The following is a 24,674-nucleotide window of genomic DNA, read 5'->3' as shown; positions in this document are numbered from 1 at the left end:
TCGGCGCCCTGACGATTATGCGATGGACATAGCGCCGGATCGGCAGGATTGAACAGTCCCCCATGTCGTTCCGCTTGGCAGGGGCGCACGGCGCGGCTAAGACAGTCACCGAAACGCAACATCCCGAAAGCGCCGCGAATTGACCGACGAGACCATCCTCGCCGACCCCTCCGATATCACCCCGATCAGCATCGTGGACGAGATGCGGTCGAGCTATCTCGACTACGCCATGTCGGTCATCGTCGCCCGCGCCCTGCCGGACGTGCGCGACGGGCTGAAACCCGTGCATCGCCGCATCCTCTATGCGGCGCAGGAGGGCGGCTATCTGGCCAACAAGCCCTATCGCAAGTCCGCCCGTCTGGTCGGCGACGTGATGGGCAAATATCATCCGCACGGCGACAGTTCGATCTACATGGCCATGGCTCGGATGGCGCAGGACTGGTCGATGCGGGTCACGCTGATCGACGGACAGGGCAATTTCGGATCGATGGACCCGGATATGCCCGCCGCGATGCGCTATACCGAGGCGCGGCTGGCCAAGGTTGCGGGCGCGCTGCTCGACGATATCGACAAGGATACCGTCGATTTCCAGGACAATTATGACGGCTCAGAAAGCGAGCCGACCGTCCTGCCCGCCCGCTTCCCCAACCTGCTGGTCAACGGCGCGGGCGGCATCGCGGTCGGCATGGCGACCAACATTCCGCCGCATAACCTGGGCGAGGTGATCGACGCCTGTCTGGCCTATATCCAGAATGGCGGGATCAGCGTCGAGGAACTGATGGAGATCGTGCCGGGGCCGGATTTCCCGACCGGCGCGCTGGTGCTGGGCCGCGCGGGCTGCCGCGCCGCCTATCAGTCGGGACGCGGATCGATCATCGTCCGCAGCCGCCACACCGTCGAGCAGCGCGGCGAGCGCCGGTCGATCGTGCTGACCGAAATCCCGTTCCAGCAGGGCAAGAACGCGCTCGTCGAAAAGATCGCCGAGGCGGCAAAGGACAAGCGCGTGGACGGCATCGCCGATATCCGCGACGAATCCAGCCGTGAAGGCGTGCGCATCGTCATCGACCTGAAGCGCGATGCGACGCCCGACGTTGTGCTGAACCAGATCTGGCGCAACACGCCCGCGCAATCGAGCTTCCCGGCCAACATGCTGGCGATCCGTGGCGGGCGGCCGGAACTGCTGAACCTGCGCGACATCATCGAGGCGTTCGTCAAGTTCCGCGAAGAGGTCATCACCCGGCGCTCCAAGTTCGAACTGGCCAAGGCGCGGGACCGGGCACACATCCTGCTCGGCCTGGTCATCGCCGTGTCCAATCTGGACGAGGTCGTGCGGATCATCCGCGGTTCGCCTAGCCCCACCGTGGCGCGCGAACGGCTGTTGGTGCGCGAATGGCCGATCGGCGACATCGCGCCCTATCTCCGCCTGGTCGAGGCGACGGTCAGCGACGAAGGCGCGACGGTCTATCGCCTGTCCGACATTCAGGTGCGGGCGATCCTGGACCTGCGCCTGCACCGGTTGACCGCGCTTGGCCGCGACGAGATCGGGGCCGAGCTGGCCAAGCTGGCCGAAACGATTGGCGAGCTGCTGGAAATCCTGGGCAACCGGGCCCGCCTCTATGAGGTGATGGTCGAGGAACTGACGGCGGTGCGCGATGCTTATGCGACGCCGCGCCGCACCGAGATCACGGCGGCTGCCGACGGGATCGAGGACGAGGACCTGATCGAGCGCGAGGACATGGTCGTCACCGTGACGCTCGCCGGCTATATCAAGCGTACGCCGCTTGCCACCTTCCGCGCCCAGGCGCGCGGGGGCAAGGGGCGCGCCGGCATGGCAACCAAGGACGAGGACGCGGTCACCAACCTGTTCGTGACCAGCACGCACACGCCGGTCCTGTTCTTTTCCACCCATGGCCGCGTGTACCGGATGAAGGTGTGGAAGCTGCCCGAGGGTGGCCCTGCGACCCGCGGGCGGCCGATGGTCAACCTGTTGCCGCTGGCGGCGGGCGAGACCATCAGCACCGTCCTGCCGCTGCCCGAGGATGAGGCGGAATGGGGCAAGCTGCACGTTATGTTCGCCACCGCCAAGGGCAATGTGCGGCGCAATTCGATGGATGCGTTCACCAACGTGCCCACGGCCGGCAAGATCGCCATGAAGTTCGAGGGCGAGGATGCCGATGACAAGCTAATCGGCGTCGCGCTGCTGGAAGAAGGCGACGACGTGCTGCTGGCCAGCCGCGACGGCAAGGCGATCCGGTTCCCGGCAGAAGATGTGCGCGAGTTCCAGAGCCGCAATTCCACGGGGGTTCGGGGCATGACCCTGAAGCCCGACGATGCGGTCATCTCGCTGTCGATCCTGCACCGGTCCGGCGCCAGCCCGGAGGAGCGCGAGGAGTATCTCCGCTTCGCCCCGTGGAAGGGCGAGCGGGACGGCGAGCCCGCGCTGGCGCCGGAACGCATGGCCCAGATGCAGGCGCGCGAGCAGTTCATCCTGACCATCTGTGCCAACGGCTATGGCAAGCTGTCGTCCGCCTATGAATATCGGCGCACCGGCCGCGGCGGCCAGGGCATCGTCAACATCGACAATATCGCCCGCAACGGCCCCGTCGTCGCCAGCTTCCCGGCGACGACCGACCAGCAACTGATGCTGGTGACCGATCAGGCGAAGCTCATTCGGATGCCGCTGTCCTCGCTGCGCGTCATCGGGCGCGGGTCGGCTGGCGTTCGTCTGTTCAATGTCGGCGACGGCGAGCAGGTGGTCGGTGCGGCACGGATCGACGACGACGAGGAGCCGGAAACCCCGGCCGAGGCGATCATCGCCGAGGAACGGGCGAACCCGCCGGTCGACCCGGACAAGACGATCGAAGTCGATGACGGCACCGGTGCAGAGCAGGACGACGGCGAGGGCGAGGCATGAGCCACCCCACCACCGCCTACAAGATCCTGACCGCGGCGCAGATGGCCGCGCTGGCCGAGGACCGGTTCGATGGCGCACCGATCGACGTCGCCGATGGCTATATCCACCTGTCGACCGACGATCAGGTAACGGAAACGGTGGACCGGCATTTCGCCGGCCAAACCCATCTGTGGATTGCGGCAGTGGACCTGGCCGCGCTGGGCAGCAGGGTTCGGTGGGAGGAATCGCGCGGCGGAGCGCTGTTCCCGCACCTCTATGGTCGCTTGACCCATGGCCAGGTGATCGCCGCCGCGCCGTTGCGTCGCGGTGCCGGGGGGCAGGTGATCCTGCCCGCTTGAACCGCCCGATCCGCCGGTCGCGGCCAGCCAGGGCTGCGTCCCGCGCGATTGCCGGACACTCGAAAGGAAAACGGCCCGGTGTCGGGGGACACCGGGCCGTCTTCGTTCACTGTCCATTCGGTCAGCGGTGAAGGTCGAAGCGGTCGGCCTCCATCACCTTGACCCATGCCTTGACGAACGCCTTGACGAAGTGCGGTTCGCCGTCGCTCTGGCCATAGACCTCGGCCTGGGCGCGCAGCACCGAGTTGGAACCGAACACCAGGTCGACGCGCGTTCCCGACCATTTCGTCTCGCCGGTCGTGCGGTCCTTGGCATGGAACACCCCGTCCTCGTCCGCCGACGGTTCCCACTTCGCTGCGAAGCTCGAGCCGAGCAGGTTGACGAAGAAGTCGTTGCTGAGCGTGCCGACACGGGTAGTGAACACCCCATGCGGGCTGTCGTTGGTGTTGGCTCCCAGCACGCGCAGGCCGCCGACCAAAGCGGTCATTTCCGGCATGGTCAGGCCGAGCAGATTGGCCCGGTCGACCAGGTTTTCCTCCAGCGTCCGCACCGGCTGATGCCCGGCATAGTTGCGGAAGCCGTCGAACACCGGCTCCAGCGGCTTGAAGCTGTCGACATCGGTCATCTCGTCCGTCGCGTCGGTCCGGCCCGGCGTGAACGGCACGTCGATGGTGTGGCCGGCTGCCTTCGCCGCCGCCTCGACCGCCGCACAGCCGCCCAGCACGATCAGGTCGGCGATGCTGACCTTCTTGCCGCCGACCGCATTGGCGTCGAATTCGGCCTTGATGCCCTCGATCACCGACAGCGCGTGGGCCAGTTCCGTCGGCTCGTTCACCGCCCAGTCCTTTTGCGGGGCCAGCCGGATGCGCGCGCCATTGGCCCCGCCGCGTTTGTCGGAGGCGCGGAAGGTGGCCGCCGACGCCCAGGCCGTCTTGACCAGACGCGAGACGGACAGGCCGCTGTTCAGCAGCTTCTGCTTCAGCGCAGCAATGTCCGCCCCGTCGATCAGCGGGTGATCGACCGCAGGGACCGGATCCTGCCAGATGCGCGGTTCAGTCGGCGCCTCGGCACCGAGCAGCCGCTCGACCGGGCCCATGTCGCGGTGGGTCAGCTTGTACCACGCCTCGGCAAAGGCCTTCGCGAACGCGTCCGGATTCTCGTAGAATCGGCGCGAGATCTTTTCATAGGCCGGGTCGAAGCGCAGCGACAGGTCGGTCGTCAGCATGGTCGGCCGATGGAACTTGCCGGGCACGTGCGCGTCCGGCACGTCCTCTGCTGCGTCCTTGGCCACCCACTGATGCGCACCGGCGGGGCTCTTGGTCAGCTCCCACTCATGCTCGAACAGGTTCTTGAAATAGAGGTTGGTCCATTTCGTCGGTTCCTGGGTCCAGGTGACTTCCAGACCGCTGGTGATGGTGTGTTCGGAGTGCCCCTTGCCATAGCTGTTCGACCATCCGAACGCCTGTGCCTCGAGCGCCGCGCCCTCCGGCTCGGGTCCGACATATTCCTCCGGGTTCGCCGCGCCATGCGTCTTGCCGAAGGTGTGGCCACCGGCGATCAGCGCAACGGTTTCCTCGTCGTTCATCGCCATGCGGCTGAAGGTTTCGCGGATGTCGTGCGCGGCCGCCAGCGGATCGGGATTGCCGTTCGGCCCCTCCGGATTGACGTAGATCAGGCCCATCTGAACCGCGCCCAGCGGGTTTTCGAGTTCGCGCTCGCCGGAATAGCGGCCGGTATCGGCGAGCCATTCGCGCTCGGGACCCCAATAGACGTCTTCTTCCGGCTCCCAGACATCGGCGCGGCCACCGCCGAACCCGGCGGTCTTGAAGCCCATCGTCTCCAGCGCGACGTTGCCGGTCAGGACGAGCAGGTCGGCCCAGCTGAGCGACCGGCCATATTTCTGCTTGATCGGCCACAGGAGCATCCGCGCCTTGTCGAGATTGGCGTTGTCCGGCCAGCTATTGAGCGGGGCGAACCGCTGCTGCCCCGCGCCCGCGCCGCCGCGACCGTCGCCGATGCGGTAGGTGCCGGCCGCGTGCCAGGCCATGCGGATGAAGAGCGGGCCGTAATGGCCGAAATCGGCCGGCCACCAAGGCTGGCTGTCGGTCATCAGCGCTGCGATGTCGGCCTTTACCGCCGCCAGGTCCAGCTTGCTGAATGCCTCCGCATAATCGAAATCCTCGCCCATCGGATCGACGAGCGGCGAATTCTTGTTGAGGATCGAAAGATCGACCTGATGCGGCCACCAGATGCGGTTGGTCATGCCGAACAGGACGGCGTTGCCGTCCATTTCGTTGCCGTGCATCGGGCATTTCGATTCGACGTTCATGGCTCCTCCAGTCGTTTTGCCTGTTTATCCTGTCGCCAAGATCATGCCGCCTGCCCGCAAGGTCCAATCAGGAAATCGCATCAGAGTGATCGAACTTGATCGATCAGCGGTCGGCACGAGTCTCTGTTGCGGCACAGGCTGCGCCCCGATGATGGCCTCTGCAAGTCCAGTCGCGGCGGGGACTATCAAAATCACGCCATTCGCATTATCTGCGCGCCGATCATGGCAACCATTCTTCCCGAGCCGCCCCGCGTGGGCATGGTATCGCTCGGCTGTCCCAAGAACCTGGTCGACAGCGAACGCATCCTGACCAAATTGCGCAGCGATGGCTATCAACTGTCCCCCGATTATGCGGGTGCGGACGTGGTGCTGGTCAACACCTGCGGCTTCCTGGACAGCGCCAAGGAGGAATCGCTGGAGGCGATCGGCGAGGCGCTGGCCGAAAACGGCCGCGTCATCGTGACGGGATGCATGGGAAAGGAAGCGGAGGTGATCCGCGACCGGTTCCCCAATGTCCTAGCGATCACCGGCGCGCACGAATATGAGCAGGTGGTGAGCGCGGTGCACGAGGCGGCACCCATGCCGCCCTCCCCCTTCGTCAATCTGGTCCCCGAACAGGGGCTGAAGCTGACGCCCAGACACTACAGCTATCTGAAGATTTCAGAGGGCTGCAATCACCGCTGCGCCTTCTGCATCATCCCGTCCTTGCGCGGCGATCTGGTCAGCCGTCGGCCCGACGCGATCCTGCGCGAGGCGGAAAAGCTGGTCGCGGCGGGCACGCGCGAACTGCTGGTCATCAGCCAGGATACGTCGGCCTACGGCATCGACATCCGCCGCGAACCGCGCGCGTGGAAGGGGCGCGAGGTCGTGCCGCACATGACCGATCTGGCCCGCGAGCTGGGCCAGCTGGGGGCATGGGTGCGGCTCCATTATGTCTATCCCTATCCCCATGTGGATCAGGTCATCCCGCTGATGGCCGATGGGCTGATCCTGCCCTATCTCGACATTCCGTTTCAGCATGCCAGCCCGTCCGTGCTGCGCGCGATGCGCCGTCCAGCGAACGAGGCCAAGGTGCTGGAGCGCATCCATGGGTGGCGCAAGATCTGCCCGGACATCGCCATCCGCTCCACCTTCGTCGTCGGCTTCCCTGGCGAGACGGAGGCGGATTTCGAATATCTGATGGAATGGCTGGCCGAGGCGCGGCTGGACCGGGTCGGCGCGTTCCGCTTCGAGCCGGTGGCGGGTGCCGCCGCCAACGACCTGCCCGATCCCGTGCCGGAAGCGGTCAAGGAAGAGCGCTATGCCCGGCTGATGGAGCTGACCGCGCGCATTTCGGCGGAAAAGCTGGCTGCCAAGGTCGGACGGACGCTGGACGTCATCATCGATGCGGTCGACGAGGACAGTGGCGCGACCGGCCGGTCCATGGCCGATGCGCCCGAAATCGACGGCGAGGTATTCCTGCGCGATGCCGGGCACCTGTCCGTCGGCGACATTGTGCCGGTATCCATCGAGGATGCGGACGAACACGACCTGTACGGCGTACCCAATTGATCCTTTACCACCTTCGCTCTGGCAATCGTTTCGGGCGCGGCTAACCTTTGGATCGGGCCGGACCGGATCCGTCCGAGTCGCGGCATGTTGCGTGGGGAGCGGGTGACATGAGGGCGAAGACCGCATGGGCAGCAATGCTGACGGCATTGGCGGCCCCGATGATGCTGGCGCAAAGCGGCGGTCCGGAAGCGACCATCTATCGCGACCTGAACTACCGGGGACCGGCAATGGCCGTCCAAGAGGCGCAGCCCAATCTGCGCCTGGCTTGGCCGGTGACCAGCATCCAGGTGACGCGGGGGCGGTGGCAGCTGTGTGCCGAGCCGAATTTCCGGGGCAATTGCATCACCGTCGACCGGAGCGAAGCCAATATCGCCGGGCGGCTCGGCCCGCGCAGTCAGCTGGGTTCGATCCGGCCGATCAGGGCGGGCGGCGGCGGCGGTGGCGATACCGGGAACCCGGGACCGTCGCTGCGCGGCATGGCGGCGGAGTTCTTCCCCGCCCCGCGACGGTTCGGCGAGCGCATCCCCGCCTGTCCGCGCGGCAACGCAACCGCGCAGTGCGCGGCGGAAACCGCCGATGCCTTTTGTCGTCAGCGCGGCTGGACCGGATCGGCACGCCAGGCGCTGGAAACAGTCAGCCGCCGGGTGATGCTTGCCGACGTGCTGTGCACACGCACGGGAAATTGAGAAGCGGAGGGGAGGGATAACGATGCGAAAGACGATCGTGGGCGCCGCTGCATTCATGGCGCTTTCCGGCTGCATGCAGCCCATCGGGACGCCGGGCGGCAGCAGCTTTTACGAATGCGACCGAGGGACCAAACTGCGGGTGGATTACCGGGATCGCGGCGCGATCGTTCGCGTCAATGACAGCCAGACCATCGTGATGCTGCCCGCCCCGTCCATCGACGGAAACAGCTTCGAGGGGCGCAGCGGCCAGCGGATGCAGCGTAGTGGCGGCACCGTCACATGGAATACCGCTGCCCGCAGCGCGCCGGAGACCTGCCGCCAGATCATCGTCCCACGCTGATCTGGCGAAACGCGGTCATCCGCTCTAGCTAAGGCGGATGACCGACTTCACTGCCCTGCTCCAGCCCGATCGCGGCCAGCCCGCGCGCCTGATCCATGTCGTCCGCCCGGAGGCATGGGACGGATGGCTGGCCGAACAGCCGCCGCGCATCCGGGCAACCGTTGCCGCGCACCGGCTGGCCGGCAAGGCGGGCAACCGTGCGGTGCTGCCCGGCGAGGGGGCGGACGACTGGTCGATGCTGCTGGTGTGCGACGAGGCGGAGACCTCGCCCTGGCGGATCGCGTCGCTGGGCGAGCAATTGCCCGAGGGGACGTACCGGATGGCAAGCGGGGAGCCGGGCGCGGCGATGCTCGGCTGGTGCCTGGCCCAGCACCGGTTCGACGCCTATCGCAAGGACCCTGCCCCCACCGGCCCGCGCGTGCTGCTGACGAGCGAGCCGGCGCGGATCGCGGAAACCGTCGCGCTGGCGCAGGCGGTGGCGACGGTGCGCGACCTGGTCAACACGCCCGCCGCCGATCTTGGCCCCGCTGAGCTGGAGGCAGAGGCGAAGTCGCTGGCGGATCGCCACGGCGGCACGCTGACGGTGACCAGGGGACTGGAGCTGGAGCGCGGCTATCCGATGATCCATGCGGTCGGACAGGCTGCGGCGCGGGGCCGCGAGCCGCGCCTGATCGAGGTGGAATGGGGCAATCCCGCCCATCCCCGCGTGGCCATCATCGGCAAGGGTGTGGTGTTCGATTCGGGCGGGCTGAACATCAAGCCCGGCGGCGCGATGGCGCTAATGAAGAAGGACATGGGCGGTGCCGCACATGCGCTGGGGCTGGCGGCGCTGGTGATGGGCCAGCGGCTCCCGGTGCGGCTCCACCTGCTGATCCCGGCGGTCGAGAATGCGATTGCGGGCAACGCCTTTCGCCCCGGCGACGTGCTGAAGACGCGCAAGGGGATTACGGTCGAGAATACCAATACCGATGCCGAGGGTCGGCTGATCCTAGGCGATGCGCTGGTGAAGGCGGTCGAGGGCAAGCCGGTGCTGATGCTGGATTTCGCCACCCTGACCGGTGCGGCGCGCGTGGCGCTGGGGCCTGATCTGCCTGCGACCTTCGTCAACGACGACGCGCTGGCGGCGGACCTGATGACGGCGGCGAACGCGGCGCACGATCCGCTGTGGCGGCTGCCGCTGTGGGACGGCTATGACGACATGCTGCGTTCCGACATCGCCGACATGGTCAACGCGCCCGATGGCGGCTTTGCGGGCGCGATCACTGCCGCTTTGTTCCTGCGGCGCTTCGTGCCGGGCAGCATCCCCTGGGCGCATCTCGACACCTTTGCCTGGCGCCCCGCCCCCCGCGCCGGAAGGCCCAAGGGCGGCGAGGCGCTGGGAATGCGTGCGGCCTGGGCGATGCTGAAAGGACGATTCGGCTGAACCCTCCTCCCCCTCAACGGGGGAGGATAGCGCAGCTTGCCGCGAGAGCGGCTGGCAGAGCTTGGAGAGGGTGATGGCCCGCTGTTAGTTGACACGAGGGTTTAGACTGCATGGGTTGCCGGGATTAAGCGGGGTATTGCGGGATTGTGTGGGATGGAACCCACGCAAATTGGCCGTTTTCACGTTTTGCCTTCGGCGGGATGTGCGGTGCGCGTCACTGTCTAGACTCCTGCTTAATTTAGACGATGGCGGCCAAGAGCAGCTGGACTCGGCATACACCAACCAAGAAGCCTCTCAATTGCGGAAAAACGGGCGTTGAGAGGCTTCTGAGCAGTCGATCAGCAATGACTGGGCAAATCGAACCGGGACGAAAGTGGGACATTCGGTGTCCCAGTTCGCTGGGCGCGTCCAAGTTCGGCAGAAGCCCGCAGAAATCGGCGCGCTGAGCGCGATGAAGGCGCGCCCAGGAAGCGTCGTTCGGGCAGTCGAACTGGGACATTTTTCTAGCGCCCCGGGAAGCGCTCTTTGCGTTCCAGCTGCCAGTAATGGAGGGCAGATGCGGCGGCACGGCCGAGCGCGACCGGCCCGGTCGGACCCGAACCACTGTGGCGGGGCGTCGCACCCCGGCGTTGCCATTGTTCGTCGAAAAAGCCGGCGTTCACCTCTGCGCGCCAGCCATAGGTCAGCTGCTCAGCTCGCCATCGCCAGCGGAGGCCGTGGCGATCGCACAGCGCTGCCAGCTCGGTTAACTCGGGCACCTCAGTGCGGGGCAGCGCCGTTATCCAAGGGCCGAGTTTCACACCCCCAGGTTCGCACCGTCATGGCAGCGAACATGACCAAGGCTGGCGGTCCTGAAATCCGCGCCGCGCTCTACCGCATAGATATCAATCACCCGGACGCTGACATCGTCGTCGATCAACCCGATCTCGCTCAGGGTCTGGCACAGGTAACCCGCATAGCCGTGCCGAGGCGTGCCGTCGGGGATGATGCCAACCTGCCATTCGACATCGTATTTTCCATCCTGAAACACCAGATCGCGGACTTTCGGCTCGGCCAGGATTGCTTCCTTTGCGGCAGCGACCTTCTTCGGGTCGAACCGCGCGGCCGACTTCGGCGGTTCAGACCATGCGGCTGTTGACAGTTGCCGGTCCTGATCGTTCTCAACCGCCGTAGGCGGCGGGGCTGATCCACAGCCGCAAATCAGTGACGAGAGCATCAGCAAGGCCAGCATTGTTGCCTCGATCCGCACACGCATCGTTTAGACCCTCTTCACAACCGCCACTACGCGGCCGATAATCTGTACCTCGCCATCGTGGCCGGTCTCGATCGGGACCGACGGGTTGTCGGACAGGATCTTGACGCTGCCGTCGGGCATCGGGCGAAGCCGCTTCATCATGCCGATCTCGCCAAAGCCAAACGCCCAGATCAAGTCGGCCATGCGCGGCGTGTTCTGCCGGCGATCGATCAGCACGATCTCACCATCGTCGATCGTGGGAGACATGGAGTTCCCCTGCCCCTTTGCCCAGAACAGCAGCTCAGGCGGGCTGTCGGTAAACTGGCGCAGCCAGGCGCGAGAAAAGACGCGACCTTCCCCGTCGGGGCTGTCCTCCAGATAGGTCGCCCCCATGCCGTAGCTGAGGTCGATCTGAGCGATCTCGACCAGGTCGGACCGATCTGCAGATGTGGTTGCGTCATGGGCTGGCCGTGGCGCTGGCGCCGAGCCGATGCCTGGATCGTCCGTCTCGCCAAGCAGATACTCGACCGATGTGCCCAATTCCCGAGCAATATGATGAAGATACTTGCTACCTTGGCCTTCGCCACTGGTGAGCTTGTTCACCGAAGCCTGGGAAATGCCGACGCGCCGTGCCAGCTCCGACTGGCTCAACCCGCACTCTTCGATCAGCCGCTTTAGACGGTCGGAATCTACCCTGCTCATAGGGCACGACCTACAACCTTCGCTTTAATAACGCGCGCCCACTTTTGGTGTTGACTATCTATAACCATGGATTTAGCTAAAACCATGGTTATGGCACCTACACCCTTCGAAGCGCTGACCGATCTGGTCGAGCGTGCCGGATCGCAAAGCGCCCTGGCGCGCGCATTAGAGGTCACCCAGGCTGCTGTCTGGAAGTGGCTTCAATCATCGAAGCGGCTGCCCGCCGAGTACGTGCTCAAGGCGGAGCAGCTATTCGGTGTTTCGCGGCACGATCTGCGGCCTGACATCTATCCACGGGACTATCCTCCTGCGGCAGTTGTTGCCCGGCAAGCGAGCGATTCGCATCGTCTAAGTGGAGCGTCGGAATGAGCGGCGCGTCTCTGCTTTCCGGTGCGAACCTGCTCGAGCTGTCGCCGACCCTGGTCGACGAGGGCGAGCGGATCGGTTTCCTGCATGAGGACAAGGCAGCTGCGATCGGTCGATTGATGGCGGTCGACGGGCAGCGCGACCCGATCAAGGTCGTCGCCAATCCGAAGAACCCGGACAAGCCCTGGCGGCTGGTGACGGGCATGCACCGGCTGATCGGTGCGCGGATCGAGTGCATTCCGGTGTTCGCCATCGAGGTGAGCGGCAAGCCAGAGGACCTGGCCGATCTGGAGGCGAGCGAGAATCTGCATCGCCGCCCGCTGGCACCCATCGAGCGGGCCAAGTTCACCGCCGCACTGGTGCAGGCGGCGCAAACGCGGATCGCGCGCGAGCATGGCAATATCAGCCACCAGAAACTGGGCATCAAGCTCCGTTGGCAGCGCGTAAAAGCGGGAGAAACCCGCGCCGACGACGCCCTAACTGAGGAGGTCGGCGATACTTGTGCCACGATGGCACAAGTATATGGCTGGGAGGAATCGGTCGGCGAAGCCCTCGGTATGGCGCGCCGCTCGATCCACCGGGATCTTGAGCTTTACCGGCTGATCATCGAGCCGTTTCCGGCGTTGGCCGAGGCGCTGTCGCGCCATCCGGTGGTCGGCGAGAATGCCAGCCAGCTGCGCCAGGTCGCCCAGGTGAAGATCGAAGCGGATCGCCGCCGGGTGATCGAGGCGCTGCTGGCCGATCCGGAATTGAGCGCCGATGCAGCCCGCGTCGAGGTCGGCATCGATGCGCTGGGCGGTCCGGCACCGACCGCCGAGCAGAAGGCGGTCAACGCCTTTGTCGGCGGGCTCAGCCGCCTGACCGCTGCCCAGCAGAAGCACAATGTGGACGGCATCGTCCGCGCCCTGAAGTCGATCGAGGTCAAGCGCCAGCTGCGCGACCGGCTGAACGAGGAGCTGGGCGATGTCGCGGGCTGAAGTCGGCACCGGGCGCAAGGCCAAGCGCCAGCCCGTCGACTGGTATGTCGATGAAAGCTGGGTCGCGTGGCAGCTGACCGACGCGCTGGGCGGATTCGCCGAGGAGAGGGCCTCGTTCGAGCTGATCTGGGACCCGTGCGCCGGCAGCGGCCGGACGATGTGCGCGTTCTTGGAACAGGGGCACCGCGTCGCCATGTCGGACCTGGTCGACCGGCTCGACCGGCCCATGCTGGCGGAATCGGCCAATATCGGATCCGCGCCAGTGCCGATGTTCTTCAAGGCGGACTTCCTGGAGGGGGACGGCGGCCGCAATCGCTGGCCGGGCTGCAGCATCGTCTGCAATCCGCCCTATAGCTACATCGAGAACATCGCCGAGGCGTTCGTGCGTCAGGCGCTGCGCGTCGCATCACGGCGGGTTTGCATGGTGCTGCCGCTCAAGTGGTTGGCGAGCCAGGGCCGGTATCGGCTGTTCATGGAAGACCATCCGCCGCAGTCGGTGATGGTGCTGACCCAGCGGCCGTCGATGCCGCCGGGCGACATGATCGACCTGATGGGGCGCCGCGCCTTCAACGGCGGGACGATCGATTATGCCTGGTTCGTGTGGGACGTCAGCCGTCCGACCGCGCCGGGCTCAACCCGTATCCTTTGGTTGCCGCCGCTCAACCGGTCGGACGCGCGGCATGCCATCCCAGCCCTGGCCGGACACGGGGAGGCGACCGATGCCCGAGCGTAAAGACGAGGTCCGCTGGACGGTCCAGCAAGTGTGGCGTTCGCCTGAGCCGATCGAGATCGACTGGCACCGGATGACCGGTTTCGCGGTGATCGCGGCGGCGGCGCTGATCGAGCTGGTGCTGATCTTGCTGATTATCCTGCATTTCCAGGGCAAGCTGTGATGCGGCCCGGCAAGGACGAGGCGCAGGCGTGGCTGGATGCGGATCGGCTGGCGATGCGAGCGCTGGTCGCCGCGATCGTGCTGAGCATCGTGGTGCTGGGGCTGGCATTTTGGGGCATGCTGTCATGACCCCGCGCGCGCTGCAGGCGCTGGATTTCATCCGCGACGAGATCGGCCGGTTCGGGCTGGCCCCAACCTATGTCGAGATCGCCCGCCACCTGGGCATGGCGGATACCAGCAAGGGCCGGATCGCGGAGATCATCGACAGTCTGGTCGACGCCGGAAAGCTGGTTCGCCACCCGAAGCGGGCGCGCGGTCTGGCGCTGCCGGCTGCGCCGGACCTGCAGCTGGTCGACACCGAAGTGCTGAAGGCCGAGCTGGCACGGCGCGGCGTGACGATGGCATCGCTGGCGCGGCCCCGGCCGATCGCCCGCGACGTGGTGGTCACCTGTGCCCATGACGGCTGCGGCGAAGTGGTCGAGCGCGGCAAACTGTATTGCCTGACGCACTGGCGGATGCTGCCCCCGAGGATGCAGCAGCGGCTGATCGGCGCGTTCCGATCGCGCGATACATTCGCTTACCAGGCGGCGTTCAGCGACACCAAGATCCATCTCGAGAGGGTCGGACGATGAGCGCGCCTGATCGTCAGGCTGAACGACTGCGCGCGGCGCGGGAATTGTTCGAGCGGTCCCTCGCCGATCAGGTGCCGATGCGCGTCGCCAAGCAGCTGCTGCGCGAAGAGCGTCGCCAGCGGTTCGCTGCCGCCCTGTCCGAACCATCGTCGCCGCTGCCTGCTTCGCCGCTGTGCGGCACCGAGGCCCCGGCGCTGCCGACCATCCACCCGACCGATTGGGACGCACCATGGCATCAGCGCTGAACATCACGCTCGGCACACCCGAGCAGCACCTGAAGGCGCGCCAAGCGCCCGTGCGCCGCAGCGCGCCAATGGCCCCAACGGGCTTCATGAACATCAAGCCCACCCGGATCGACCCGATGGTCGCGGACGTAATCCGCGCCCTGGTCGAAACGCTGCCGCCGAAATCCGAACAGGAGTGATCGCCATGGCCGACGAACCTGCGAATTTCTGTAACATCAGCGTTCATTTTCGCGGCGACACGCTGAAGGCGGTGCGGGCACGGGCCGCTGAGCGGTCCATCACGCTCGGCAAGGCCGCGATCAGTTTGATCGACGAAGCATTGTCCGGCGGTGCGACAGCCCCGCAAGCACCACAGGCGCTGCTCAATCTGGCGGACGTTTCGTCCGATGACCTGCTCGACGAGCTGGTGAGCCGGTTGTCGACCACGACGACGCTGGAGGCGGCGATCGCGCGGGCCGAAGCGGCAGAGGCGAAGCTGCTGGCCATTACCTCAGTTCTGGCCCCGGAGCGCGCCCAGTGATCGAGACTCGCTCCTACCGAACAGTCGACGCTGCGATCGTCGCGCACGTAGTGCAGCTGCTCGCCGAGCGGCGCGCGGCGGCGTCCGGAGCAACAGTTCAACCCGCGTCCGGCACCAGGGGATCGGTCCCCTTCGCTAAGCGGGAGCAGGCGGTGCGGCCGGACAGCCGACCCTGCCCTGAAGGCGGCAGTGATGAGGCGAGCGCACCGGGCGCTTGCCAACCGCCACAAAGCGTCCAGGCGATCGATGCCATGGATGCACCGGAGGCAGGCCGGGCGGCGGCGATCGCGCCGTCCGGTCCTGCCACTGTTTCAGGCCGGATTCGGATGGGCGCTGTGACACCCGCCACCCCGGCACGAATCTCGCCGCGCGCCATCGAGCAGGCCAGTGCCGCACTCGACTGGCTGCGTGGGCAGCGGATCAGCGTGTCGGTCGCCAGCCATAGCTGGCAGGGCACCCGCTATTACGTGTCGGGCTATCCCAACACCTTCGGTGCCGCCGATCTGGTCGAGCTGGCGCAGAGCAAGGGATTTGCAGCCAGCTGATGCCCAAGGCGCGCGCCCAGACCGAGCAGATCGCATTCTGCTTCGAGCCGCCCAAAGCGGCGACGCTGCCGGCGGCGCTGGCGGGGCTGGAGCAGCGCATCTGTTCGGCGGTCGGCGTGATCCTGGCCAGCGACAGCCGCCCGCGCGAGGTGATCGCGGCGGAGATGAGCGTCAAGCTGGGCGAGGACATCAGCCGGGCCATGCTGGACGCCTATTCGAGCCCGGCGCGGCTGGAGCACAAGGTGCCGATGTCGCGCTTCTGGGCGCTGATCGCGGTCACCGATCGCCACGACATTCTCGACCAGCTGCTGCGCGAGATCGGCGCGGCTGCGCTGGTCGGCGAAGAAATCCACACAGCGCGGCTGGGTCACATCGACCGCCATATCGCCGCGCTGAAGGCGGAGCGCGCGAAGATCGCCGATTCCGCTCCGATGATCCGTTCCGGGGGGAAGCATGGCTAGTCGCGCGGTTGAGTATTCTGTTCCCACCGCGACCGTCGCCACCCCCGATCCGCGCCTGGAATGGTACAGCGCGGCCGAGCTGGAGGCGCTGGCGCTGCCCGGCCTGCCCGGGGACAAGCGGTCGATCAACCGGCGCGCCGACCAGGACCGCTGGATCAACCGCACCGGTCCCGACGGGCTGGCGCTGGTTCGCCCGCGCGCGGGACGGGGCGGCGGCGTCGAATATCATGTCACGCTGCTGCCCGCCGCCGCCCGGTTGGAGCTGGAACGGCGCGCATCGCTGCTCCGCCAGACGGAGGCTCCGGCGATCGCGCTGGTGCGCGCCGAAACCGAAGGCGGCTGGCGGTGGCTGGAGGCTCAGAGCGGAGCGGTGCGCGCCGAGGCGGAGCGGCGGCTGGCGATCGTCAACCAGATCCTGCTCCTCGAATCCGCTGGCATGACCCGCACCGCTGCGATCGCGCATGTGATGGAAGAGCACGGGGTCAGCCGCGCGACGCTGTGGAACTGGTTGGGCCTGATCGATGGGCTGGCCAGCAGCGACCGGCTGCCGGCGCTCGCCCCGCGCCGGAAGGGCGGCGGCCGAGCGGCCGAGATCGATCCGCGCGTCTGGCAGTATTACAAGAGCTATGCCCTGAGCCTGTCCAAGCCGAGCCTGACCCATTGCTATGAGCGGACGGCCGAATATGCGGTGGAACTGGGCCTTTCGATGCCCGCCGAGCGGACGATGCGCCGACGGTTCGAGCGCGAGGTCGAACCGGCCATCCGCCTGCTGAAGCGCGAAGGCGAGGAGGCACTGCGCCGATCGATCCCCGCCGAGCGCCGGACGGTCGAGCATCTGTCCGCGATGGAAGTGGTCAATATCGACGGGCACAAGTTCGACGTCTGGGTCATCCCGCCCGAAGGTGGCGATCCCGTTCGGCCGATCATGGTGGCCATCCAGGACGTGCGGTCGAGCAAGATCGTCGGATGGCGGCTGGGGCTGACCGAGAGCACCACCCTGGCCCGGCTGGCGGTCGCCGACATGCTGAAGAATTTCGGCATTCCCAAGCGGATGACCAGCGACAATGGTCGCGCATTCGCCAGCAAACTGTTCAGCGGCGGGCAGACGACCCGCTTCCGGTTCAGCATCCTTGAGAACGAGCCGACCGGGCTGATGACCGCGCTGGGCGTGGAGATCAACTGGGCGATCCCGGGGCGCGGCCAGTCCAAGCCGATCGAGCGCGCATTCCGCGACTTGGCCGACCGCGTGTCGCGCGCGCCGGAATGCGAAGGTGCCTATACCGGCCCCAATCCCCTGGCCAAGCCCGAGAACTACCGGACGAAGGCGATGCCCTGGGAAGCGTTCCGCGCCCATGTCGAGCGATGCGTCAACCGCCACAATGCCCGGCTGGGTCGGACAGGGCGCGACTATCGCGGTCGGAGTTTCGACCAGGTGTTCATCGACACGCTGCGCGATGTCGGCCGGGCGACCCCGGAGCACCTGCGGCTGGCGCTGCTGGCCCATGACCAAGTGCGGGTGAACCGCCAGACGGGCGAGATCAGCCTGTTTGGCAACCGCTACTGGGCCGACGGCATGGACCGGCTGCGCGGACAGCTGGTCACCGTCCGGTTCGATCCCGAGCAGCTGCACGGCGACGTCCACCTATATGACGGACCGACCTATTTGCTGACCGCCCAGCTGATCGCCGACAGCCCCTGGGGCACGGTCGATGGCGCGAAGTCCGCCGCGAAGCGGGCAGCCGATTACCGGCGCAAGATCCGCGAAGGCGTGGAGGCCGAGCAGCTGCTGACCAGCGAGCAGCTGGCGGCAATGTCCCCCGGCGTCAGTGCACCGGCGATCCCGGAGCCACCGGCGCTCCGCCCGGTCCGCCATCGTGGCAACGTCGCAATCGCCGCAAAGCCGATCGCGGAAACACGCGCAGAGGCAGCAGCCAAACGAGAATCCCGAGTTTTCGGTGCCCTTCGAGTGATCGAGGGCGGCGAATGAAGCGGCGCACGGGGGTCGCCTAGGAACCACCCCCGCGCGCCTGGTCCCAAGCGAGACAGGAGTTGAATAGCATGAACGACCCAGCGGAACACAAGATCGACATCGAGGAGCAGCGCCAGTGGTTGCTCGATCACAAGACCTCGACCAATTCGAGCTGGCGCGATCTTGGCGGTCGAATCGGCATCAAGCATCAGACGCTGAGCCTGTTCGGCACCAAAAACTACAATGCCGACGAGACACATCTGGCGGAAACGATCGCCCGGTATCGCCAGTTGCTCGTCCAGCAGGCGTCGATCGCGGTCGAAGCGCCGGACGTGCCGGTGTGGTACGAGACACCGACAAGCCAGCAGCTGATGCGACTGCTCGGCTGGGCGCAACGCGGCCGGATCGTCGTCGCGGCGATGGGCGCTGGCCTGGGCAAGACGAAGACCGCCCAGCAGTTCCAGGGCTATTTCCCGAACGTTTTCCGCGCCACCATGTCGCCCTCGACAGCCGGCGTGAACAACATGCAGATCGAGCTGCTGGAGGCGCTGGGCGAGCCGAATGCGGTCGGAACGCCGCAGAAGCTGAGCCGCCGCATCCGCGACCGGGTCAAGGATCTGTCGAACCCGGTCATCATCCTCGACGAGGCCCAGCACCTGTCGGAAAAGTCGATCGAGGAGGCGCGCAGCTGGCACGACATGACCGGCGTCGGCATCGCGCTGTTTGGCAACATCGGCGTCATGCAGCGCATTGAAGGCGGGTCGCGCAAGGCAGCCTTTGCCCAGCTTTACAGCCGGATCGGCATGCGACTGGTCCGCACTACGGCCCTGCAGGGCGATGCCGATGCACTGGCGGCGGCATGGGGCGTCGGGGGCGCGAAGGAACTGGCCGAGATCCGCAAGGTCTGTGCGCTGCCGGGTGGCCTTCGCGGGGCAACGCACATGATGGAGCTGGCCACGATGATCGCCGCATCCGAGCAGTCGCCGCTTGCCGTCGACCATCTGCAGGATGCCTGGGCGCAGCTGTCGACCCAAGCGGTGATGGCATGAGGATCGCGGCTGTCATCCTCGAGGGCGAAGCGACGCCCGAAGCCATCGCGCGGATCCGTGCCGAACTGCTCGACGATCAGCAGCTGGTGGTAGCGCCGCCGTCGGTCCGTTCCATCGTCGAGCGGGTCGCGTTCGAAACCGGCCAAAGGGGCCGGCTGATCATTGGTCCGCTACGCATGGCAACGCTGGTGCGGGCGCGGGATGCCGTTGCATGGATTGCGGGCGAGCTCGGCCGATCCAATGCTGCGACCGCCCGCGTCCTGGGCAACCGTGACCCATCATCGGTCCTGGTCGCGCGCCGCCGCGCCGAAGCGCGACGGGGCCGCGATCCGGCGTTCCGGATGCTGACCGACCGCCTGGTCGAGGAACTAGGGGGCAGGCCATGAACGCTCCCGCGCAGCTGCGCAGCCCCGCCGATCAGCGTCGCAACGCCATGCTGGCCAAGGTCCATCTGGGCGCAAAAGACCTTGGCCTGGTCGGCGACGCCTATCTCGATCTGTTGTTCGGCGTCACCGGCAAGGACAGCGCGAAGAAATGCACCGACGCCGAGCTGAGCGCAGTGCTCGACCGGCTGAAGGGACTGGGATGGAAGCCCGCCAGCCCGCGTGGACGGACCGGCGAGCGCCGCCAGGCTCGCGCTGCCGATCACAAGGTAGCGGCGAAAGCCCGGGCGCTATGGATCTCGCTCTACCATCTGGGCGCGATCGACGATGCCGGCGAGATGGCGCTGGAGGCGTTCGCCCGGCGGCAGCTCAAATGCGAGCGGCTGCAGTTTGCCGACCAGCGTCTCGCCTTTCGACTGATCGAGGCGCTGAAAGCGATGGCCGAGCGTCATGGCTGGAGCCAGTCGACCGAGGGGCTGGCACCTGGAGCGGGGCCGATCGTGCTGCGCCGCCGCCTGGTCGAGCGGATCATGGCGCTGCTGGCCGATCGCGGCGTGATTCCAGCGCACTGGCGGCTGACGGAGGCCGCGTGGCGGCTTTGCGGCATCGAGGTGCGAGATCTGCTGCTCCTGAGCAGCAGCGAACTTGATGACATTGCCGCCGCGCTGGGGGCGAAGCTGAGGGAGTTCGGCCGATGAACGCGCATTCGCCCATCCAGCAACGGCCCCCAGTGCCGCTGTATCATTCAGGTGCCCGCTGCCCGAGTTGTGGCGGGCGTCACTGGGTCGTCGGGCGCATCTCAGCCGAATGCCCACGCTGTGCCACCGCCCTGCCGCTGGCGAGCGGATCGCCGGACGCCGACGACTGATCATGGCCAGCAGCCGCACCTCGAGCGACGTGTTCGCCGATCTTGCCGGTATCATCGGCGAGGACGGCGCGCGCGCTTTGTGCGACACGCTGGGCGGCACCACCGTCTATGTCCCCAGAACCATCCCTGCGAATCATGAGATCGCCTTGGCAATCGGACCGAAGCGCGCGCAGGTGCTGGCCGAGTTCAAGCATGGCATGGTCATCGCCGTGCCCAAGGCGCATCATCGCCGCCAGCGCGCGATCGAGATGCTGATGGCCAGCGAGGCCGAAGGCGGCACCACCGAGGCACAGGTCCACGCGATCGCCCGCGCGACAGACTATACCCGCAGCCAGATTTACCGGATGTTGAAGGACATTCGGAGCCAACTGGACGACGGCCAGCTGAGCCTGTTCGGATAACCCTTCAAGTCGCATATGCGACGTCAGACGCTGGTTCCCGATCATCCATAGACTGGTCCATGGACCAGCACCCGGACATCGTCGTCAACGCATTCAGCCCGCGTTATCTCCGCGCCTTCAACCGGGTCATCCGCATCGAGGGCGGATATGTCAATCACCCCGCTGATCGCGGTGGCGAGACCAAGAACGGCGTGTCGCTCCGCTTCCTGGTGGCCGAGGGCAAGGTCGACAAGGATTTCGACGGCGTCTGGGACTTCGACCTGGACATGGACGGCGACATCGATGGCGCGGACATCCGCGCGCTGACCGTCACCGATGCGAAGTGGCTGTTCCAGTCGTGCTTCTGGCTGCGCCTGGACTGCGAGAGCTTCGCCGCGCCGATCGGCGAGATGATGTTCGACCAGGGCGTCAATGGCGGGCTGATGGCAGCGCGACGGCTGCTTCAGCGGGCGGTCAACATCTGCCTGTTCAAGCCGCAGGCAGGCGCACCGGATCGTCCAGCGATGCTGGAGCAGGACGCAGACATCGGGCCGCTGACGCGCGATGCGCTGGACTGGGTAATCAAGCGACCGGGCCTTGGCATGCCCGCCATGATCGCCGCCTATCGCGAGGCGGCGGCCGATCGGTATCGCGGCATTGTCGCCGTGAACCCGTCGCAGTCGGTGTTCCTGAAGGGATGGTTGCGGCGCGCAGCGGAGCTGGGCGCATGAGCTGGCTCTCGGCCCTTCGTTTCGCACTGCCTGTCGCTGGCGCGCTGGCCCTGGTCCTGCTGTTCATGGATCAGCAGCGGCTCGACGCGATCGTCGACCGCCAGCGCGCCTGCGAGCAGGCTGCCGGCAATGATGAGCTCGCTGTGACCAGCTGCGCGCAGTCAGTGGCCGATGCCATTGCGCTCAGCCGCCGCTCGGCAGCATGCGAGCGGGCGATCAACACAGGCGACCTGTTCGTCCAGCGCTCGGCCTGTGGCGCTGCCACCAAACGCGCCCTGGCGGCGCTGGATGCCGCCACAGGCGAGCGCGACCGGCTTGTCGCCGATCTGGCTGCAGCACGCCGCAGTCAGGACCAGGCCGTCGGCCGAGCCGAATTGCGCGGCGCAACCACATCACAAAGGATCAGGGACAATGCTCTTGCGATTGAACGTGCGCCGCGCGCTGATGACGGCCGCCGCATGTGCGATGCTGACTGCCTGCGGACGCTCGCCGGACGCCCGCCCACTGCCGATCGCCGCTGATCCGGTGGTCGAGACCCGCACCCTGCGCGAGATGGTGTGCCCGGCGGAGCTGACAGCGCCGCTGCCGGATCCAATCCCCATGCCCGAAGGCGCGGCGATCACCGGCGACGAGGCTTCGCTCGATTATGTCGGGCGGCGCTTCGCACGCGAGGAGCAGCTGGAGCAGCGGATCATCGACGGCCGGAGCGTCTGCCCATGAGCGTGTTTGGATCAGGCGCGCCGAGCGATCTGGAAATCCGCCTTGCGGCGGTCGAGGTCGTGCTCGACGAACTGCGCGCAAGCATTGCGGGGGTGGAAGAAGCGGCGGGCAGCCAGGTCGCAGCGGTATCCGGCGAACGGGCACTCGGCGACACCACCCTGCAGGCGCTGATCGCCGCCGAACAGAACGCGCGCGTCGCGGGCGACCAGGGACTGGCCGATCAGCTCGCCGCGCTGGCCACCACGGTAACCTTGGGCGACGCCATCAACACCGATCGGTTGGAAGGGCTGGTCGGTGCTCTGTCCCAGGCACTGGGCGAAGGCATTGCCGTCATGCAATGGCCCGAATTGGCCACGATCGACGCCGATCGGTTCGAGCGTGGCAAGGCGGCAAAGGTTTACGGCCCGGACCCGGGGACGCATATCGATCCCGGCTCGGGCACCGCCGTGCCGAACACGGGCATCTATTCGGCGCGTCCGGGGACGGGTTGGGTACGGCTGGCCAATCTGGAGGTCGCCGACATCGTCGAGGCGGTCGCGGAGGCCAACGCTGCGCTCGACGCCAAGGTCGCGGCGGCTGAAACCGCTTTGGCCGGCATCCGGGCAATCATCGCGCGGATCGAATCGGTGGGCGGATGGCTGGTCCAGTATCGCGACCGGTTCGGGCGGCTGCTCGACGGATCGCTGAACAAGGATACCGGGCTGTTCGCTCCCCGGTTCGCCGCGCAGCTGGTGGCCGGCATCCGCCAGCTGACCTTTGGCGTTTCGACCGTGCGAAGCGGCGAAACGAGCCGGTTCCTGACGGCATGGCGAGACCGGTTCGGCCGGATCATGCTTGGCTGGGACCAGCTGCGTGGTGGCGTCATCATCGCTAAGCTGCTGCGCGCTGACGGGTCGGATGCATGGGCGCAGCTTGATCAGGCCCGTGCCGATGCACAGGCAGCCAAGGACGGTGCCAATCCGCGCATCGCGGCACTTCGACAGCTGCGCTATGGAGAGCCGATGGGGCTAATGGCAGCGCCGCCGCGCCTGTCGCAGACCACAGCCTTTGCCACCACGATCGCCGATGGCGAAAACATCGGGTTTGCCGATCGTCGCATCGTCCATGCCCATGGCGTGCCCGTCGTCGGCACCGGCGTTCCCTATAACGGCTCGGTCTCCAATGGCTGGGTTACCACCCCGGCCGGGCCGAACACGGCAGGCGGAGTCTGGTCGCAGCGGTTCATGACCGATGCTCCGTTCTTCGAACTGGAGGTGATCGACGGGTTGGGCGCAAGCCACTTCGCGGTAACGGTCGACGGGCAGGCCGTCGCCCGGTCGGTCAATATCCTGATGCCGAATGCGGGCGGGAGCCGGTACATCCGGGTCGACTTCGGCGCGAATGCCCAGGGCGAGGTGGCTGCGCAGACCTTGGGATCGGGCGGCAGCGGCCATGCCGTCGGCGACGTGCTGACCGTCCAGGGCGGCACGAACAACGGTCGGCCGATGGTCGTCGTCGTCACCGGCGTCGACGGCTCCGGCGCTGTGCTGCGCTGGTATGTGCGCGACTATGGGGTTTACACGGCATTGCCTGGCGCGGGAGCGGCCACGGTCAGCAGCGGCGCAGGCGTCGGCGCGACCTTCACCCTGACCAACAACAATCCGCGTTTTTCGAACCATAGCACCCGACGCGTGCGGCGCTTCGAGATCTTCAGCTCCAACAGCAAGGTCAAGGGGCTGCGTGTGCCACTGCATTCCATCGTGCGCCCCTGGCCGATCAATGGTCCCCGGCTGTTCGTCATGACGGACAGCTATGGCGACACGTTCCAGCTTTATGCGGGCGGCGGCTATCCCTGGCGCATCGGACAGCGGCTCGGCATCGACGATGTCTGGCATAATGGACGGGGCGGATCAGGCTTTCTGGCGACCAATGGCGGCACGGTCAGCACCTATCGCCAGCGCCTTGGCGATCTGGCGGCGCGGATGCCGGCCAACCCGCTGACCCCCGCGATCCTCCTGACCCAGGGCAGCATCAACGACAGCGGGGCGGCCGATGCCGACCTGCAGGCCGAGGTGTTCGCTTATTGGGTCCAGGCCTTCACCACCCCCGCCTATGCCGCGATGTACTTCGTCCAGACAGGCATCCTGCGTGCGGCCCTGGTCAATCCTGCCGACAGCAAGAACAACGCCGTGCGCGCGGGCTTCCTGGCTGCACAGGCAATCCACGATCCCAATGGTCGCCGCTCGGCTTTCCTGGAGACGCGCGGCGCGGGCTATGAGCTGCTGACGGTTGGCGGCCGCGCGGGCACGCTGACCGGCACGGGCAATACCGATTTCTGGAACGCCTCGGACGGCGCGCATCCGACGCAGGAGGGTCACGACTTCCTCGGCGATCTGCTGGCGGCCGATCTGATCGACATCATCGCACGCTGGAGTTGAGC

At 66.6% G+C, this 24,674-nt stretch carries 30 protein-coding genes; 26 read left to right on the top strand and 4 right to left on the bottom strand.

The genetic code is table 11. From position 1 onward, the window contains the following. Positions 1–139 precede the first annotated feature (139 nt). Both gyrA and ACPVPU_RS07505 read left to right on the top strand, forming a co-directional pair. Complete coding sequence (gene gyrA / locus ACPVPU_RS07510; protein WP_448660350.1) at positions 140–2,914, top strand: DNA gyrase subunit A; 2,775 nt, start codon at positions 140–142, stop codon at positions 2,912–2,914. Next, on the top strand, positions 2,911–3,252 hold the full coding sequence (locus ACPVPU_RS07505; RefSeq protein ID WP_448660349.1) for a DUF952 domain-containing protein: 342 nt from the start codon (positions 2,911–2,913) through the stop codon (positions 3,250–3,252). Before gyrA ends, ACPVPU_RS07505 begins: the two co-directional genes overlap by 4 nt. 121 nt (positions 3,253–3,373) lie before the next feature. Here the strand turns inward: ACPVPU_RS07505 and katG are convergent, their stop codons facing one another. Then, positions 3,374–5,581 carry a catalase/peroxidase HPI gene (gene katG, locus ACPVPU_RS07500; RefSeq protein ID WP_448660348.1) on the bottom strand — a complete coding sequence of 736 codons (2,208 nt, stop codon included), beginning with the start codon at positions 5,579–5,581 and terminating at the stop codon, positions 3,374–3,376. 222 nt (positions 5,582–5,803) lie between these two features. On the opposite strand from katG, the gene rimO reads away from it, so the two are divergent. From rimO to ACPVPU_RS07480, 4 genes are all read left to right on the top strand, one after another. Continuing rightward, a complete protein-coding gene (gene rimO, locus ACPVPU_RS07495) occupies positions 5,804–7,132 on the top strand; it encodes a 30S ribosomal protein S12 methylthiotransferase RimO (protein WP_448660347.1) in 1,329 nt (442 codons plus the stop codon). 107 nt (positions 7,133–7,239) lie between these two features. Next, positions 7,240–7,818: a beta/gamma crystallin-related protein gene (locus ACPVPU_RS07490; RefSeq protein WP_448660346.1), complete on the top strand. Its 579-nt coding sequence runs from the start codon at positions 7,240–7,242 to the stop codon at positions 7,816–7,818. A 22-nt stretch (positions 7,819–7,840) separates the two neighbouring features. Then, positions 7,841–8,158: an MliC family protein gene (locus tag ACPVPU_RS07485; RefSeq protein WP_448660345.1), complete on the top strand. Its 318-nt coding sequence runs from the start codon at positions 7,841–7,843 to the stop codon at positions 8,156–8,158. Between the two features lie 37 nt (positions 8,159–8,195). Then, a complete protein-coding gene (locus ACPVPU_RS07480; protein WP_448660344.1) occupies positions 8,196–9,581 on the top strand; it encodes a leucyl aminopeptidase family protein in 1,386 nt (461 codons plus the stop codon). 503 nt (positions 9,582–10,084) lie between these two features. Here ACPVPU_RS07480 and ACPVPU_RS07475 read toward each other — a convergent pair. From ACPVPU_RS07475 to ACPVPU_RS07465, 3 genes are read right to left on the bottom strand one after another with little or no spacing between them, the layout of a single operon-like run. Continuing rightward, complete coding sequence (locus ACPVPU_RS07475) at positions 10,085–10,381, bottom strand: hypothetical protein (protein ID WP_448660343.1); 297 nt, start codon at positions 10,379–10,381, stop codon at positions 10,085–10,087. Next, the gene (locus tag ACPVPU_RS07470; protein ID WP_448660342.1) at positions 10,378–10,836 is read right to left on the bottom strand and encodes a hypothetical protein; all 459 of its coding nucleotides are present in this window, start codon (positions 10,834–10,836) and stop codon (positions 10,378–10,380) included. Before ACPVPU_RS07470 ends, ACPVPU_RS07475 begins: the two co-directional genes overlap by 4 nt. A 3-nt stretch (positions 10,837–10,839) precedes the next feature. Continuing rightward, positions 10,840–11,517 carry an XRE family transcriptional regulator gene (locus ACPVPU_RS07465; protein ID WP_448660341.1) on the bottom strand — a complete coding sequence of 226 codons (678 nt, stop codon included), beginning with the start codon at positions 11,515–11,517 and terminating at the stop codon, positions 10,840–10,842. Positions 11,518–11,583: 66 nt separating this feature from the next. Here ACPVPU_RS07465 and ACPVPU_RS07460 point away from each other — a divergent pair, with 66 nt between their 5' ends. The 20 genes from ACPVPU_RS07460 (at position 11,584) to ACPVPU_RS07365 (ending at position 24,672) form a co-directional block, all read left to right on the top strand. Continuing rightward, entirely contained in the window at positions 11,584–11,886 is a 303-nt protein-coding gene (locus tag ACPVPU_RS07460) for a YdaS family helix-turn-helix protein (RefSeq protein ID WP_448660340.1), read from the top strand. Then, positions 11,883–12,860: a hypothetical protein gene (locus tag ACPVPU_RS07455; RefSeq protein WP_448660339.1), complete on the top strand. Its 978-nt coding sequence runs from the start codon at positions 11,883–11,885 to the stop codon at positions 12,858–12,860. The genes ACPVPU_RS07460 and ACPVPU_RS07455 overlap by 4 nt, the downstream gene beginning before the upstream one ends. Next, complete coding sequence (locus ACPVPU_RS07450) at positions 12,847–13,593, top strand: class I SAM-dependent methyltransferase (protein ID WP_448660338.1); 747 nt, start codon at positions 12,847–12,849, stop codon at positions 13,591–13,593. The genes ACPVPU_RS07455 and ACPVPU_RS07450 overlap by 14 nt, the downstream gene beginning before the upstream one ends. Then, positions 13,580–13,753, top strand: coding sequence for a hypothetical protein (locus ACPVPU_RS07445; protein WP_448660337.1), 174 nt, complete (start codon positions 13,580–13,582; stop codon positions 13,751–13,753). Before ACPVPU_RS07450 ends, ACPVPU_RS07445 begins: the two co-directional genes overlap by 14 nt. Beyond that, a complete protein-coding gene (locus tag ACPVPU_RS07440) occupies positions 13,753–13,881 on the top strand; it encodes a hypothetical protein (protein ID WP_448660336.1) in 129 nt (42 codons plus the stop codon). Before ACPVPU_RS07445 ends, ACPVPU_RS07440 begins: the two co-directional genes overlap by 1 nt. Then, positions 13,878–14,384: a LexA family protein gene (locus ACPVPU_RS07435; protein ID WP_448660335.1), complete on the top strand. Its 507-nt coding sequence runs from the start codon at positions 13,878–13,880 to the stop codon at positions 14,382–14,384. The genes ACPVPU_RS07440 and ACPVPU_RS07435 overlap by 4 nt, the downstream gene beginning before the upstream one ends. Then, positions 14,381–14,629 carry a hypothetical protein gene (locus ACPVPU_RS07430; RefSeq protein ID WP_448660334.1) on the top strand — a complete coding sequence of 83 codons (249 nt, stop codon included), beginning with the start codon at positions 14,381–14,383 and terminating at the stop codon, positions 14,627–14,629. The genes ACPVPU_RS07435 and ACPVPU_RS07430 overlap by 4 nt, the downstream gene beginning before the upstream one ends. Then, positions 14,614–14,808 carry a hypothetical protein gene (locus tag ACPVPU_RS07425; protein ID WP_448660333.1) on the top strand — a complete coding sequence of 65 codons (195 nt, stop codon included), beginning with the start codon at positions 14,614–14,616 and terminating at the stop codon, positions 14,806–14,808. The genes ACPVPU_RS07430 and ACPVPU_RS07425 overlap by 16 nt, the downstream gene beginning before the upstream one ends. Positions 14,809–14,813: 5 nt before the next feature. Beyond that, positions 14,814–15,149, top strand: a complete 336-nt coding sequence (locus ACPVPU_RS07420; RefSeq protein WP_448660332.1) for a hypothetical protein — start codon at positions 14,814–14,816, stop codon at positions 15,147–15,149. Positions 15,150–15,475: 326 nt separating this feature from the next. After that, complete coding sequence (locus tag ACPVPU_RS07415; protein ID WP_448660331.1) at positions 15,476–15,694, top strand: hypothetical protein; 219 nt, start codon at positions 15,476–15,478, stop codon at positions 15,692–15,694. Continuing rightward, positions 15,694–16,155, top strand: a complete 462-nt coding sequence (locus ACPVPU_RS07410; RefSeq protein WP_448660330.1) for a hypothetical protein — start codon at positions 15,694–15,696, stop codon at positions 16,153–16,155. Before ACPVPU_RS07415 ends, ACPVPU_RS07410 begins: the two co-directional genes overlap by 1 nt. Next, on the top strand, positions 16,148–18,142 hold the full coding sequence (locus ACPVPU_RS07405) for a transposase domain-containing protein (protein ID WP_448660329.1): 1,995 nt from the start codon (positions 16,148–16,150) through the stop codon (positions 18,140–18,142). Before ACPVPU_RS07410 ends, ACPVPU_RS07405 begins: the two co-directional genes overlap by 8 nt. A 71-nt stretch (positions 18,143–18,213) precedes the next feature. Continuing rightward, positions 18,214–19,173, top strand: coding sequence for an AAA family ATPase (locus ACPVPU_RS07400; protein WP_448660328.1), 960 nt, complete (start codon positions 18,214–18,216; stop codon positions 19,171–19,173). Continuing rightward, positions 19,170–19,559: a hypothetical protein gene (locus tag ACPVPU_RS07395; RefSeq protein ID WP_448660327.1), complete on the top strand. Its 390-nt coding sequence runs from the start codon at positions 19,170–19,172 to the stop codon at positions 19,557–19,559. Before ACPVPU_RS07400 ends, ACPVPU_RS07395 begins: the two co-directional genes overlap by 4 nt. Then, positions 19,556–20,254: a gp16 family protein gene (locus ACPVPU_RS07390; RefSeq protein ID WP_448660326.1), complete on the top strand. Its 699-nt coding sequence runs from the start codon at positions 19,556–19,558 to the stop codon at positions 20,252–20,254. The genes ACPVPU_RS07395 and ACPVPU_RS07390 overlap by 4 nt, the downstream gene beginning before the upstream one ends. Before the next feature lie 109 nt (positions 20,255–20,363). After that, a complete protein-coding gene (locus ACPVPU_RS07385; RefSeq protein ID WP_448660325.1) occupies positions 20,364–20,825 on the top strand; it encodes a hypothetical protein in 462 nt (153 codons plus the stop codon). A 59-nt stretch (positions 20,826–20,884) separates the two neighbouring features. Continuing rightward, positions 20,885–21,535, top strand: coding sequence for a glycoside hydrolase family 108 protein (locus ACPVPU_RS07380; RefSeq protein WP_448660324.1), 651 nt, complete (start codon positions 20,885–20,887; stop codon positions 21,533–21,535). Next, the gene (locus ACPVPU_RS07375) at positions 21,532–22,056 is read left to right on the top strand and encodes a hypothetical protein (protein ID WP_448660323.1); all 525 of its coding nucleotides are present in this window, start codon (positions 21,532–21,534) and stop codon (positions 22,054–22,056) included. Before ACPVPU_RS07380 ends, ACPVPU_RS07375 begins: the two co-directional genes overlap by 4 nt. A gap of 4 nt (positions 22,057–22,060) precedes the next feature. Further along, positions 22,061–22,255, top strand: a complete 195-nt coding sequence (locus tag ACPVPU_RS07370) for a hypothetical protein (RefSeq protein ID WP_448660322.1) — start codon at positions 22,061–22,063, stop codon at positions 22,253–22,255. Next, a complete protein-coding gene (locus ACPVPU_RS07365; RefSeq protein WP_448660321.1) occupies positions 22,252–24,672 on the top strand; it encodes a hypothetical protein in 2,421 nt (806 codons plus the stop codon). The genes ACPVPU_RS07370 and ACPVPU_RS07365 overlap by 4 nt, the downstream gene beginning before the upstream one ends. The last annotated feature ends 2 nt before the right edge of the window (positions 24,673–24,674 follow it).

It is taken from the genome of Sphingomonas paludis (assembly GCF_053502515.1).
Note: the sequence above shows the minus strand (reverse complement) of the source record. Positions and strands in the feature narration are given on the sequence as shown.